The organism is Luteolibacter sp. AS25, assembly GCF_046736275.1.
Classification (GTDB): domain Bacteria; phylum Verrucomicrobiota; class Verrucomicrobiia; order Verrucomicrobiales; family Akkermansiaceae; genus Luteolibacter.
In genome coordinates, this window is record NZ_CP151837.1 from 3,003,026 (window position 1) to 3,016,260 (window position 13,235).

Annotated in this window: 12 protein-coding genes; 5 read left to right on the plus strand and 7 right to left on the minus strand. The window is 52.8% G+C overall.

Annotated features, from left to right (window positions below):
- Positions 1-47 precede the first annotated feature (47 nt).
- Both lpxA and AAGA79_RS13815 read right to left on the minus strand, forming a co-directional pair.
- Positions 48-821 (minus strand): acyl-ACP--UDP-N-acetylglucosamine O-acyltransferase, encoded by a 774-nt coding sequence (gene lpxA, locus AAGA79_RS13810; protein WP_411826395.1) that lies wholly within the window; start codon positions 819-821, stop codon positions 48-50.
- Positions 822-924: 103 nt separating this feature from the next.
- Positions 925-1,479 (minus strand): hypothetical protein, encoded by a 555-nt coding sequence (locus AAGA79_RS13815; protein ID WP_411826396.1) that lies wholly within the window; start codon positions 1,477-1,479, stop codon positions 925-927.
- Between the two features lie 137 nt (positions 1,480-1,616).
- On the opposite strand from AAGA79_RS13815, the gene AAGA79_RS13820 reads away from it, so the two are divergent.
- The 3 genes from AAGA79_RS13820 (at position 1,617) to AAGA79_RS13830 (ending at position 5,107) form a co-directional block, all read left to right on the plus strand.
- Positions 1,617-3,209 carry a HEAT repeat domain-containing protein gene (locus tag AAGA79_RS13820; RefSeq protein WP_411826397.1) on the plus strand — a complete coding sequence of 531 codons (1,593 nt, stop codon included), beginning with the start codon at positions 1,617-1,619 and terminating at the stop codon, positions 3,207-3,209.
- Positions 3,210-3,457: 248 nt separating this feature from the next.
- Positions 3,458-4,588 carry a citrate synthase gene (locus AAGA79_RS13825; RefSeq protein WP_411826398.1) on the plus strand — a complete coding sequence of 377 codons (1,131 nt, stop codon included), beginning with the start codon at positions 3,458-3,460 and terminating at the stop codon, positions 4,586-4,588.
- Between the two features lie 9 nt (positions 4,589-4,597).
- Positions 4,598-5,107 (plus strand): hypothetical protein, encoded by a 510-nt coding sequence (locus tag AAGA79_RS13830; RefSeq protein WP_411826399.1) that lies wholly within the window; start codon positions 4,598-4,600, stop codon positions 5,105-5,107.
- Between the two features lie 4 nt (positions 5,108-5,111).
- Here the strand turns inward: AAGA79_RS13830 and AAGA79_RS13835 are convergent, their stop codons facing one another.
- The 5 genes from AAGA79_RS13835 to AAGA79_RS13855 form a co-directional block, all read right to left on the minus strand.
- The gene (locus AAGA79_RS13835; RefSeq protein WP_411826400.1) at positions 5,112-6,113 is read right to left on the minus strand and encodes an epimerase; all 1,002 of its coding nucleotides are present in this window, start codon (positions 6,111-6,113) and stop codon (positions 5,112-5,114) included.
- Between the two features lie 18 nt (positions 6,114-6,131).
- Positions 6,132-6,653 (minus strand): GbsR/MarR family transcriptional regulator, encoded by a 522-nt coding sequence (locus AAGA79_RS13840; protein ID WP_411826401.1) that lies wholly within the window; start codon positions 6,651-6,653, stop codon positions 6,132-6,134.
- A 162-nt stretch (positions 6,654-6,815) separates the two neighbouring features.
- Positions 6,816-7,148, minus strand: coding sequence for a hypothetical protein (locus tag AAGA79_RS13845; protein ID WP_411826402.1), 333 nt, complete (start codon positions 7,146-7,148; stop codon positions 6,816-6,818).
- Between the two features lie 66 nt (positions 7,149-7,214).
- The gene (locus tag AAGA79_RS13850) at positions 7,215-8,336 is read right to left on the minus strand and encodes an HAD-IB family phosphatase (protein WP_411826403.1); all 1,122 of its coding nucleotides are present in this window, start codon (positions 8,334-8,336) and stop codon (positions 7,215-7,217) included.
- Positions 8,333-9,364, minus strand: a complete 1,032-nt coding sequence (locus AAGA79_RS13855) for a beta-ketoacyl synthase N-terminal-like domain-containing protein (RefSeq protein WP_411826404.1) — start codon at positions 9,362-9,364, stop codon at positions 8,333-8,335. The genes AAGA79_RS13850 and AAGA79_RS13855 overlap by 4 nt, the downstream gene beginning before the upstream one ends.
- A gap of 243 nt (positions 9,365-9,607) precedes the next feature.
- On the opposite strand from AAGA79_RS13855, the gene ilvD reads away from it, so the two are divergent.
- Both ilvD and AAGA79_RS13865 read left to right on the plus strand, forming a co-directional pair.
- Entirely contained in the window at positions 9,608-11,308 is a 1,701-nt protein-coding gene (ilvD, locus tag AAGA79_RS13860; RefSeq protein ID WP_411826405.1) for a dihydroxy-acid dehydratase, read from the plus strand.
- 1 nt (position 11,309) lies between these two features.
- Positions 11,310-13,232: an ATP-dependent DNA helicase RecQ gene (locus AAGA79_RS13865; RefSeq protein ID WP_411826406.1), complete on the plus strand. Its 1,923-nt coding sequence runs from the start codon at positions 11,310-11,312 to the stop codon at positions 13,230-13,232.
- Positions 13,233-13,235 lie beyond the last annotated feature (3 nt).

Genomic DNA, 13,235 nt, shown 5'->3' on the forward strand with positions numbered 1-13,235 from the left:
GCCCGTGGGAATCCCCCGGTGCCTAATTGCTCCCTATTGTAGAAAACTCAACGGGTGACCCCGCGCTGGGAGTTCTCTATGAAGTGAATCAGATGCTCCACATTCGGATCCGCTGCGGCAGCTTGTGCCTTCAGCGAGCTTAGGCCATTCGCCAGGCTGATATCCTTTTTCAAAAAGAGATTCTTATAAGCCACCTTGATCGACCGGATCGTCCCCTCGGAGAATCCACGGCGCTGAAGCCCCACCATATTGATCCCGCGGGTAGCTCCGGGGTGTCCGTCGACGATCATGAACGGCGGCACATCCTGGATCACCTTCGCACAGCCACCGATGATGGAATGCTTTCCAATCCGGCAAAACTGGTGCGCTGCAGCCAGTCCGGAGACGATTGCATAGTCCTCCACGATGCAATGCCCGGCGAGACTTCCGTTATTGGAAAGAATGATGTGATCACCCAGCTGGCAATCGTGCGCGATATGGGAATAACAGAGAAACAAGTTATGCGAGCCGATCCTCGTCGGGAGCTCTTCAAAGGTCCCGCGGTGGACCGTGCAGTTTTCGCGGAAGGTATTGTGATCCCCGACCTCCAGGGCTGTCGGTTCCCCGATGTATTTCAGATCCTGTGTTTTCCCGCCGATCATCGCGAAGGGGAAAAACTCGTTCCCTTTCCCGAAAGTCGATGTCCCATCAAGCACCACGTGCGAGTGCAAAACACAGTCATCGCCCAGCGTCACGTTGGAGCCGATGATGCAGTAAGGACCAACCCGGACGTTTTTCCCGAGTTCGGCTTTTGGAGAAATGATGGCAGTAGGATGTATCACTGGCGGAGTGTCAAACGAAGCAGGCGCACGTGACGAGTCAAAATTGTCACCCGCCGGTAAAGCGGTAGCGGCAGAGTTCTTGAGGAAAATCCAATTTCCCGGGTTATTTCCTTACAGACGCATCGACCAAAGTCGGCTCAATTCTGGCTTCCTCCATCACCACCTCGGTCGGCTGGAACCGCGGCACAATGGCCTCGTAGCCTGCAAGCATTTCACTGATGGTCGCCCGTTGCGCCAGACTTAGCAGCATCAAGGAGAAAATCCCGCAGCACATTGCGCCGGAGACACCAAATAGCCACCAGCGGTGGTTTCCACTATGCGGAGTGGAAATCCCGGGCTCGAACGTGCCTGAAACTTCTGGAAGCTTCGGAGCGGCAGCGACTCTCTGTTCCAAGATTTCTTCGGTAACCGGTGAAGTCGTGATCTCCGCCATTTGCCGGAAAGGGGATTCCACGGGAAGCGCCCAGCCAGCGTAGTCATCGGGGTTGGAAGAGAGGACCATCTCCTCCGGTTTCGCGTAAACACGCTCGAAACAGCTTTTCGCGATAACGGCAAGCACCGCGGATTCATCCACGAAGCCCTCATCCTGTAGTCGGCGGTAGCCTTTCGCAGCATCGGAGGATTCGGATGGAAGTGGGGAGAGTTGCAGGGTGTCCATAACGCGTAATCTGAATTGATTTACAGACTAGTTAAACATAAGGATAAATCAATCTTTAAGTTAAGCTTACTATATTTCAGCCGATCATCTCCGCAGTATTGCAATCCGCTCCACGCTCCTGCAATCTTGGTGCACAAATGCCCGAAGATCCAAAAAGCCCAAAGAATCTCAGCATACGTTGCCCGGAGTGCCGTCAGCAGTTCGATGTCGATGAAAGCCTGCGGGGCCGCACCGTCGAATGTGGAAGCTGCGATACCCGGTTCCGCATTGACGATCATGTGGTCGCCCGAGCCAAAAAAATGTATCCCGGAGAGCGCCAGGCCCCGATGCTGGATCGCTTCCAACGCGTGCCCCGTTCCACCAACTCCGCTCCCGTAAACATGCAGCCAATGCGTTACGGCGATTTTAAGCATCCGGAGCAACTCGGGCCTACATCGCCCCAGCGTATTCTTGCGGGATTTGTCGGCGTAGCCATCATGGCTCTCACAGCCCTACTCCTGATCTTTTCTTCCAATCCCAATGGTGCCTTCTACGATATTGGAACCATCAATAAACTGGTGGTTGCCTGTTTCGTCTCGATGCTCGGCACAGTGTTGCTTTACTACGCAAACCCCGGGGGGCGCATGAAGGCACTCCTGATAGGCCTGCTTGTCTCCGCCGGACTGCTAAGCCTGCCATTCTTCTTTAAAAGCGGGCCTGAAATCGGAAATGAAGCACGCAACAGTGGCAGCCCGAAGGAGTCGGAAAAGCCTGTATTTGCGGAAATTGAAGCCGACCCAATTCAGGAATTGCGCGAAAACTTTGGAACCGCACCACTCGAGAAAGAGCAGGAACGACTCAAGGAAACAGACAAAGGCACCAACGCCTTCGGAGTATATCTCACCAATATGGTCGATCGAAACCGCTATACCTCCAGGGATTTCCTCATCCGCGAAACCGAGGCCGACCTATCTTCCCACCCATATCCAAGGGACAGCGGGGAATATTTAATGGTTCTCACGGATGTCGCCAAAACCTTCGAAGAGGTAACGAAGATCGCTGAGCAACTGGGTGAATTGGAAGCAACCCATCCGGAAATCGGTGTCGTCAGCATTAGGGTCGAAAACGAACAATTTCTCGCCGGATCCGCCGAGAAGCTAAATGACAGAGATGACCCCGCCTTCTATGAACTCAACATAAGGGAGTTGCGTAGCATCGATATTGATCGCGTCGAGCGCGCCGTCATACGTCTGGCCGACGCGCCACCCGTCATCTACCGCGGGGATATCACTAGAATTCTCCATGAACTTTTGCTGAAACCCCGAATTAACTTCGATCTGGATATCTCGCGTGCGCTCCTGAAATGGACGGAAAATCCCGAGAAATCCTCCCAGGTAGCTATCGAGCTAATCAAGCGACACATCGCGGAAGAGCAAACCCCTTCCGAGCCGCTCGTAGAACTAGCGGTTCTGAGCAAAAGCCCAGATGCCATTCAGCCAATTCACGATATTTGGGTAAATTCCCCCAACCTCTGGGACAAGTATTTGATACAGCTCGGACCAGAGGTAGTGCCCCTCGTACTCCAGCAACTCACCTCGGATCAGGCCCCGCTGAAACGGTCCGCTATCAAAATTCTCGGTGAAGTAGGTGGCGACGAAAGCATTCCGGTTCTGAAAGAACTTCTCAGATCCGAAGACCCTGAAATCAGGATGCTTTCCGAGCGCTCCATCTCGGATATAAACGCCAGGTAAAAATTCCGTCACAATCGTTCCCCTCCGTAAAAAGTGCGAGCGAACCGGAATTCCTGATTTCCACCCGGAAACCCCGAGAACAAAGCCTTCCCATCATCTGGATTCCAATAATTCATCTTCATCTCATCCTCCCGGTTTACATCGGGGGTTTATATGCAATATAATCTATTTGATTCACCCTTGCACCACGGCACGCAAAACGCTTCGTTGGTGCGGTTCATTTTAATCACGATTTTCCCACTTATATCATGTCAGAATATTCACGCGGCCTCGCTGGGGTCATCGCCAACGAATCCTCGCTCAGCAACGTTATCGGAGACATTGGTGAACTAAGCTATGTCGGCTACCATATCGACGATCTCGTGGATAACTGCTGCTACGAAGAAGTCATATTCCTTCTTCACCACAATCGCCTGCCAAATGCGGCGGAACTGAGTGACTTCCAGAACGGCCTCCGCAAGGACCGTCAGCTTCCGGAGCAAGTGATTAACTTTCTCAAAAACGCGCCGAAAGACGCCTCCCCGATGGACGTCCTCCGCACCGCGGTCTCAATGCTCGGCCTCTATGACAAGCGTGCGAAAATCGGCGAGCCAGACATTGAAGCAAACTCCGCCGTAGCCCTCTCCCTCTGCTCCCAGTCATCCACCATCGTGGCAGCGTTCCACCGCTTCCGGAATGGTCAGGAACTCCCTCCAATCCGCGAGGACCTCACTGAAGCACAACATTTCCTCTACCTCATCAACGGTGAAGTTCCGAGCGACACAGCTGCCCGTATCCTGGACGTGGCGCTAATCCTTCATGCCGATCACGGCATGAACGCATCCACCTTCTCCGCACGTGTCACCATCGCCACGCTTTCTGACATGTATTCCGCCATCACCGCGGCAATCGGCACACTCAAGGGCCCTCTCCATGGCGGTGCCAATGAAGGCGTGATCCACATGCTGCAAGAGATCGGCGAGCTCGACAAAGTGGACGAATGGGTCGAAGGCAAACTTGAACGCCGTGAAAAAATCATGGGAATCGGCCACCGTGTCTACAAGGTCCTGGACCCACGTGCACCGCATCTCCGCAAGCTCGCTATCCAGCTCACAGAAGAACTCGGCGAGCCAAAATGGATCAAGATGTCCGAACGTATCGCGGAAATTATGCGTGAGCGTAAGAAACTCGAGGCTAACGTCGATTTCTACTCCGCCACCGTCTATTACTCGCTGGGCATTCCTACCGATCTCTTTACACCGATCTTTGCGATTTCCCGCACCTCCGGCTGGACAGCTCATGTCCTGGAGCAACTGCGCGATAACCGACTCTACCGCCCGCTCACACTTTATACCGGCCCGAAAACTCTCAGCCCGGTCCCTCCGATCGAATCGCGATAAATAAAATCTGTGAAAAAAGCCCTCTTACTCGTTTTCTGTATCGCTCTCGCATCTTGCGCGAAGAAGGAGAAAATGGGACCAATCCAAGGATTCTCAGTCGAAGAATTCAAGAAAAACGGAACTCTTCCAACAGCTCCCAAGGTGGAATCCCCTGCGGAAACACCTGGTAAGCCGAAGGAAGCAGAAAAATCCGTTGAGCCTGAAAATGTAGCATCCCAAGCGGAGCCAAAGCGTGGCTTCTTCTCACGGATGTTCGGCAAAAAAGAAGAGAAAATGCCTGGAATCGAAGGCTTCTCCATCGAGGATTACAAAAGGAAAAAGAAAGAGGAGCAACTCGCAAATATCACGGGCACTCCTTCACCCCGGCAGCCCCAATCGCAACTCCCATCCAATGACGGAAGCGATACCGAGCTACGCCTTCCGGACATGCTGACCCTACCGGACGATAACCAGCTACGTCCTACCGAAGGCGGCGGGAACAATAAAGCCCCCGTAATCGCCCGCCCTCCGAAGGACTAGAATACTAACGGGTAGCTGCCGGCAACCATGCGCGAGCGCCCGCGCTCCTCCGTTCACTATCCCGGAAAAACCCAGCAAGTCCTTCGCGACTCTCAAGATCATTGATCGCCGCGGCTGCAGCCGGATATCGCCAGCGGAAGCCTGCTTCCCGCAACCTCAAAGGATCCGCCCAGCGGCTCTTCAATATTAGTTCCGCCTCCGTATTCATCAGGACCGCGCCGATCGGCAACATCCATTTCGCAGCGGGCAGACCAATCGGCATACCCACCGTTTCACGAAAATAACGCATCCACTCCCGGTTTTTCGGAAAATCTGGCGCAGTCACATTGAAAATACCTTCGAGGAACGGATCTCTGATTATAAATTCAGATGCGCGGAGAAAATCATCCATGTGTATCCAGCTGACTCTCTGATCACCGTCCCCCGCAGCGCCGCCGAGAGCTTTCTCAGTCAAACCGCAGAGAACATCGTAAACTGTATCCTTCTCATTTGCCAAAACCATGCCCGTTCTCAACGCGACTTTGCGCGTTTCCGCCGGCACGAATTCCTCGAAGAAAGTGTCCTCCCAGATTTTAGCGACCTTGCAGGAAAAACCCTCTCCTAAAGTGCCTTCCCATTCCGTCTGGGGTCCGTCCTCTGCATGACGATACCACGTTGCGGTACTCGCGTTCATCCACAATTTTGGAGGAACACGGCAACCCCGGATCGCCTCGCCGATGATCTTCGTGGAATCCACCCGACTATCAATTATTTCTTTGCGGTTCTTCTCGTCGTAACGGCAGTTCACACTTCTTCCAGCCAGATTGATCACCACCTCTGCTCCCTCGAGAGCATATGCCCAGGGTCCCAACGTCTTGCCGTCCCATTCCAAAAACATTCCATCACCGCTCCACCCATCGCGAGTGCGCGAGATAGCGACAACTTCCCTACCGTTTCTCGCAAAATGGCGGCACAAATAGCGCCCGAGAAAACCACTCGCACCGATGACTACTGCTGTCGTATTCATATCGTTTCCCTTAAAAATTTATCCGAGGATTTTTGTCGCTAGCTGAATGGCCAAGCCATGTTTCATGGAAGAAACACGGTCTGACATCTTCGAAGCAAAACCAACGAACTCCTCCAGTTCCTTCACCTGATTGTGGAACGCTTTCGCATCCTCTCCCTTCATCCCTTTCGTATCCTCCGCACACTTGTTCAGTAGAGCCAGCGCCGGCTCGATTTCCCTACGCTTCCGCTCCCTGGCAATGATCGTGAAAATCTGCCACACATCCTTTTCCGCTTCGTAGAAATCCCTCCGGTCTCCTTTGACCACAATCATCCGGATCAAACCCCAGTTCACCAGTTCCTTGAGATTCGCATGGGCGTTTCCACGGCTTACACTCAGCCGCCCCATCACGTCATCCGTGCACAAGGACCCAGAGCTAGTCATCAGAAGCGCATGAATCTGCGCCATCGTCCGATTGATTCCCCATTGGGTCCCCAATGCTCCCCATTGTGCTATAAATTCATCTCTTGCCTGGTTTAGCTTATCTTCCGCCGCGCTCATAACTTTCACTATTTACTGAAAATTCTACATTTCAAGTAGAAATCACAAGATTCGGAAAGTTTCAAACTTGTCCTCAGCTGAGCCGCGGGCAACCACACAAAAAAGCCGCTTTTCGAACACGTCGAAAAAGCGGCTGATTATGATTAATATGTGTCGCTAACCTTATAGGGAGCTTTTCAACGCTTCGAACTTGGAGCGCTTAGCCTTAAGGTCTTGTTCAAGTGCTTCGATCTCTTTTCCGAGTTCGAGCATTGAAGTAAGCTTGTTTTGAATACTGCCCTTAGGACCGGATTTTCCAGCCTTACTGGATACTCCTGCATTCTTCAGCCAAGCGGCGATTGTTAGTTGGGAAATTCCGAATTTAGCGGCGGCGGAACTCTGTCCACCGCGTCCGTTCGCTGCATTATAATCCGATACATAAGACACGACTTTGCTTTTCTCCTCAGGAGTGTAGCGCTTGCCGCGAACAATATCTTTCTTGGTTGATGTACTCATTGCACGCGGAAACTACTACAAGAATGCACCCGCGCAAGAATAATTAGTAATATTTATTTAGCATGTTTACCACACTACCGGATCGAATATTCTCCCTTTTAGTTCCTCGTAGGACTCAACAAAAATATCAGATCCCTCTTTTACCTTTGAACGATGCACGACCACCCCAAAACCGGCCATCATATCAACTTCCGGTTTTGTCTCTAAATCTGAGATTCCATCACCCACCATTACCACCCGCTCCGGCAGCAATGCTTCCTTCCATTGGCGTATGATTTCATTCTTACCCAAGTTCCTTGTCGTTGGGTAATTCTCCCCGAAACCGGTGTATTCCCCAGATTCATTGAAATAGAGAGGAACCGCTTCAACGTGACGGATACCCAGATAATCTGCAAGCGGTTGAATAATTGGAGCGAATCCACCTGATAGGATCACCGGAATCCAACCTTCTGAGATTGCTGTATTTACGAAATCTTCAGCTCCGGGAACTACCGTATCCAAGTAACACTGGCTGACCCTATCTATCATACTCCTGTTAGGCTTGATAATTTCCATACGCCTCTTGAACACTGTGTCCAAGTCTACTTCACCATCCATTGCAGAGTTAGTAAGAGCGACAACCTCTGCAAAAATTGCAGGGTTTGCTAACCTAGCAAGTTCATCAATACCTTCTATTTCTGATAGTGTCGAATCACAGTCTATGAACAAGAGCTTGGGGCCTTTCCGGGTCAACGGGTCTATCTCTAGCTCGCTCCCAACTTCAACAGCATCAAATAGTTCCAACATATCCTGATTCGCGAGACGAATACATCCATGGCTACTTGGGTGGCCAATTTTCGATTCCTGATTGGTTCCGTGGATATACACATATCTATCCATTGTGTTGCTGTTCTCCGCTTCAAGGCCCTCGATTCTCAGGATCCGCGTGAGAATCATATCTTCATCCTCTTCACCTCCCTCCCAAACTCCGACCGGGACACGAGCCACGAACCGGGTACCAATTGGCTCTCCGTCCCCTATTTTTTCGGAAATGCGGAAGCGCCCGACAGGTGTCCGGAAGCTACCTTCGGTAAAGCCCATACCCTTCTCGGCGGAGGAAATGGAAAATTGACGGACCAGCTCCCCGTTTTTAATGAGGTCGAGGGTTTGCTGGTCGAGGGAGATTTTCAGGGAAGTGATTTGGCTCATGATGTGGTCTCGAAGACAGCCACAGCATTATGCCCTCCCATTCCATGGGCAAGTTTGAAGACCGGACCAACGCACGGAATTGCCTCAGAAAAAACATTCCACCCTCCGGTCCCTACGGTTCCCTCCAAATTCGGAGGCAGTTTGGAATCGCTCATAAAACGCAATAAAATCGCGCTTTCGAGCAATCCGCTCGCTCCCACCGTGTGCCCGATGAAGGGCTTGAGTAAATGCATCGTCCCACCCTCCGGGAAATTTTCCTGCGAATAAAACATCCGCTCGGAACGCGCCTGGATGGCAGTCCCTGTGGCGTGCGGGCAAATCGCCCCAGGTTTCCCACAGATCTCCACCGCCTTCTTCAATAAACGCATCGTTCTTCCCCCATTTTTCGGCACGCCCACCGGATCTGCACCGTCGGAATTATTTGCGAAATATTCCAACCGCAGCACTCCCTCCTCAACGGATGATAGAGCAATCGCAGCGGCCCCCTCTCCTGGTATAAACCCGCCTGTATCAGCGGAAAATGGGTTCAATCGCATCGATTTGGCAAGGAGCCCTGAATTTGCGTAATTATCCAGAAGCAGCGGGACCAAAGGAAGATCAACTGCCACCACCAAGGCCCGCTCCACCAACCCGGAATCAATCATCATTTTCCCGACACCCAGAGCATCTAGACCGGCCGAGCAACCACTGGCCAAAACATGATTCGGCCCAAATATGCCGAGCTCTATGGAAATCGCAGTCGCCGGCTCGCTGTGGATCGTGTTGCTCGCCGCCATCAGCTTGAATGGACGCCTTTCCGGCCAAGGTCCCAGCCATCCGGCGGCATTCCCCCGGCTGGTTCCTACTACCAAAGCCGCATCTTCGAGCTCTTCCTTGCTCCAGCCGGATGCGGCCACCGCCTCCCGGGCCACATGTAATGCAGCCATCGAAGCAGGACTCCATTTCCTATGATTCAATAAACCTCTGGGCTCGATCCATGCCCCAGGAAGATTTCCATGCGGGCTCTCAGCGCCCAGCATATCTCCCATACAGCGTATTTGGGTCTTGCCCGAGGAAACCGCAGCAAAATGACTCTCCACATCATGGCCCAATGAAGAAAGCGCACCGATGCCAGTTATGGAAAGTGAAGTCTTGATGCCCTCTCGGGTAACAAGATGGCAACGGACCGCAACTCCAAAACAGCTTTGCCGCAAATTACAGCCTGCATGAAGTGGCGGCCCCGGGCTGAAGTGTGTTGCAAACACGAAACAGATCACCAATTATCCGCCCCGATGAGTGATACAGAACGACCGTTTTCCAGTTTGATGCTTGATGGCCCGGACCGCGCGCCCAGCCGGGCAATGCTCTACGCCGTGGGCTTTGAAAAAGAGGATTTCGCGAAGCCGCAGATCGGCATCGCATCCACTTGGAGCCAAGTGACTCCGTGCAACATTCACATTGATAAACTCGCCATCGAAAGCGCCAAGGGTGCTGATGCAGCGGGCGGCAAAAGCGTCATTTTCAACACCATCACCATCTCGGACGGCATCTCGATGGGCACCGAGGGGATGAAATACTCACTCGTATCCCGTGAGGTTATCGCCGATTCCATCGAGACCGTTGTCGGCTGTGAAGGTATGGATGGCTTCGTAGCCATCGGCGGCTGTGACAAAAACATGCCGGCCTGCGTAATGACCATGGGCCGCATGAATCGCCCTGCTGTATTTGTATACGGCGGCACCATTCTTCCGGGCTGCGGAAAAATCAAAGGAGAAGAAAAGGATCTCGATATCGTTTCCGTATTCGAAGCCGTGGGCAAACACGCGAACGGTGAATTCACCGATGAGGAACTCGACCACGTGGAGTCCTGCGCCATCCCGGGCCCCGGCTCATGCGGCGGTATGTATACTGCCAACACCATGGCCAGCGCTATCGAAGCACTCGGAATGTCCCTCCCGAACAGCTCCGCACAAGCAGCCATCTCAGACGATAAGATGCGTGATTGCTTCGATGCGGGCGCAGCCGTCCTCAACCTCATTAAGCTCGGCATCAAACCGCGCGACATCATGACCAAAGAGGCTTTTGAAAACGCCATCACCGTTCTCATCGCCCTCGGTGGCTCCACAAACGCCACTCTCCACATCCCTGCCATGGCACACGCGGCAGGAGTGGAAATCACGCTCGATGACTTTGAACGCATTGGAAAAAACGTTCCGGTTTTGGCGGACCTCAAGCCATCAGGGAAATACGCCATGGCAGACCTCGTGAAAATCGGCGGAACCACTCCACTCATGAAAATGCTCCTCGATGCAGGACTACTTCACGGCGATTGCATGACAGTTACCGGCCGTACACTCCGCGAGAACCTCGAGAAAAACGTAAAACCTTATCCAGAGGGTCAGGAAATCATCCGCCCTGTGGATAATCCTCTCAAAAAGGACAGCCATCTCCGCATCCTTTACGGAAATCTCGCGGAAGGCGGCGCAGTTGCCAAGATCTCAGGAAAGGAAGGCGAGCTCTTCAAAGGCTCCGCCCGTGTTTTCAACTCCGAGCCGGAAGCAATGGACGCCATCCTCGCCAAAAAAATCGAGAAAGGAAACATCATCGTCATCCGCTACGAGGGCCCGAAAGGCGGCCCGGGTATGCGCGAAATGCTCGGACCCACATCCGCAGTAATGGGTATGGGTCTTGGTAAAGACGTCGCACTCATCACCGATGGCCGCTTCTCCGGCGGCAGCCACGGCTTCGTGGTAGGCCACATCACTCCGGAAGCATTCGAGGGTGGCACCATTGGCATTCTGGAGGACGGTGACGAAATCGAGATCAACGCTGTGGAAAACAAAATTGCAGTGAACCTCACCGATGAGGAAATCGCAGCCCGCAAGGCAAAATGGACTCGTCCGGAACCACGCTACAGATACGGAGTTCTCGCGAAATACGCAAAACTCGTTTCCAGCGCCAGCGAAGGCGCGGTGACAGACAAGTATCTCTGAGATGCCTGAACCTACAGACACAACGTCTGTACTCAGATCAGTATTTGGCTTTGCTGATCTGAGAGAGGGTCAGCAGGAAGTCATCACCTCCCTTCTTGAAGAGCGCCCGGCGCTCGCCATTTTCCCGACAGGGGGAGGAAAGTCCCTCTGCTATCAGCTTCCAGCCCTCATGCTGGATGGGACAGCATTGGTCGTTTCACCACTGCTCGCACTGATGAAAGATCAGGTCGATAGCCTGGTGGCTAAAGGTGTGGCCGCCGCCCGACTGGACTCCACCCTGGATATCAACGAATACGCCGCGGTTTCCTCCAGTCTGCGGAAAGGCGAGCTGAAGCTTCTCTACATTTCTCCTGAAAAGCTCTGCAATCCGGAATTTCAGAAATTTCTAAAAGGCCTGCATATCTCACTGATTGCAGTGGATGAAGCACATTGCATTTCCGAATGGGGGCACAATTTCCGTCCGGATTACCTGAAGCTCGGGAAAATCTTCCGGAAGCTCAAAGTCAAACGCCTCCTCGCGCTCACAGCCACCGCCACCCCGAAGGTAGCGATGGACATACGCAAACAATTCCGTATCGCGAAGGCAGATCACGTCCAGCTAAGTTTCCACCGGGGAAATCTGGATCTCCAAATCACGCCATGCACCTCGGATGAAAGAAAACCTCTCCTTCTGGAGACCATGGAAGACACCTCTGGCGCGGGAATCATTTACGTCACCCGCCAGGAAACAGCTGAGGAAGTCGCCACATTTCTCGCTAAAAACGGCCATTCCGCACGCGCATATCACGCGGGACTTAGAAGCGACCTCCGGCGCGAGATCCAAGAGGCATTCATGCTTGGCGAAACGGAAATCGTCGTCGCTACCATCGCCTTCGGGATGGGAGTGGACAAAGCGAACATCCGCCGGGTGATTCACTATAATCTTCCGAAGAGCATCGAAGGTTACACACAGGAAATCGGAAGAGCAGGACGCGATGGACAACCCGCCATTTGTAAGATGCTCGCCTGCGCGGAAGACACAATCGTCCTAGAAAACTTCATTTTCTCGGACACACCCGGCAGGCAGGCGCTCCGGAATCTACTCGAACGGCTCATGCGCCTCGGCAGCGGATTCGATATCTCCTTCTACGATCTAGCCACCACTGCGGATATTCGCCAGACGGTCATAGAAATTCTTTTCGCCAGACTGGAGATGAAGGGGATGCTGGAAGCTGGAGAATCATTCTGGGAAACATATCGGATAAAATTACTACAGCCTCTCATACGTGTTCTCGCGGGAAGACCTGCCTCCGAGAAAAAGCTACTGGAGAAGATTTTCGAGAATCACGATGCAGAGTGGAAATGGCTTTCCGTAAAAATCCCGGATGTCGCCGAGCGGCTTGGGACCTCCCCACAAAAATTGCGTGCTCTTATCTCGGCAATCGAAGCGGCATGTGATGTCACACTGAAACGCTCCGGCTGGCGTCACGCCTACAAGCTCAAAAATCCACCACAGGACCTCAACGAGCTAATCGATGAGACCACAAATTTTTTTCAAGAGCGGGAGCTTGCCGATTTAGCGAAACTCCAGCAGGTCCTCAGGCTGGCTTCCACCCGCACCTGCCTCACTAAATTCCTCCTGAAACATTTCGGGGAAAAAATGGAACAGCCTTGCGGCCACTGTGACCGATGCCGCGGAATTCCCCCGAAGAACCTGAAGGCGAAAAGAACACGCTCAGTAAAAGCCTCCGAACTTGAGGAAATCAGAAACCTACACGATACGAAGCTCCCCGCGCTCAGCTCTGCGAGACAGATGGCCAGGTTCCTCTGCGGCATGTCCAGCCCTGCTTCCATGCGGGCGCGGCTTTATAGAAATGACGCCTACGGGATGCTAAAAGACCTCCCTTTTGAGGAGGTCTTACTAGTGGCTGAAAGCCAATTTTGAAAA

Bases quoted from the DNA above. Each gene is read 5' to 3' on its own strand.
- AAGA79_RS13815 (WP_411826396.1), bottom strand. From the start codon at position 1,479: ATGGACACCCTGCAACTCTCCCCACTTCCATCCGAATCCTCCGATGCT.
- AAGA79_RS13820 (WP_411826397.1), top strand. From the start codon at position 1,617: ATGCCCGAAGATCCAAAAAGCCCAAAGAATCTCAGCATACGTTGCCCG.
- AAGA79_RS13865 (WP_411826406.1), top strand. From the start codon at position 11,310: ATGCCTGAACCTACAGACACAACGTCTGTACTCAGATCAGTATTTGGC.
- AAGA79_RS13840 (WP_411826401.1), bottom strand. From the start codon at position 6,653: ATGAGCGCGGCGGAAGATAAGCTAAACCAGGCAAGAGATGAATTTATA.
- AAGA79_RS13825 (WP_411826398.1), top strand. From the start codon at position 3,458: ATGTCAGAATATTCACGCGGCCTCGCTGGGGTCATCGCCAACGAATCC.
- AAGA79_RS13850 (WP_411826403.1), bottom strand. From the start codon at position 8,336: ATGAGCCAAATCACTTCCCTGAAAATCTCCCTCGACCAGCAAACCCTC.
- AAGA79_RS13845 (WP_411826402.1), bottom strand. From the start codon at position 7,148: ATGAGTACATCAACCAAGAAAGATATTGTTCGCGGCAAGCGCTACACT.
- AAGA79_RS13835 (WP_411826400.1), bottom strand. From the start codon at position 6,113: ATGAATACGACAGCAGTAGTCATCGGTGCGAGTGGTTTTCTCGGGCGC.
- ilvD (WP_411826405.1), top strand. From the start codon at position 9,608: ATGAGTGATACAGAACGACCGTTTTCCAGTTTGATGCTTGATGGCCCG.
- AAGA79_RS13855 (WP_411826404.1), bottom strand. From the start codon at position 9,364: ATGGGAGATATGCTGGGCGCTGAGAGCCCGCATGGAAATCTTCCTGGG.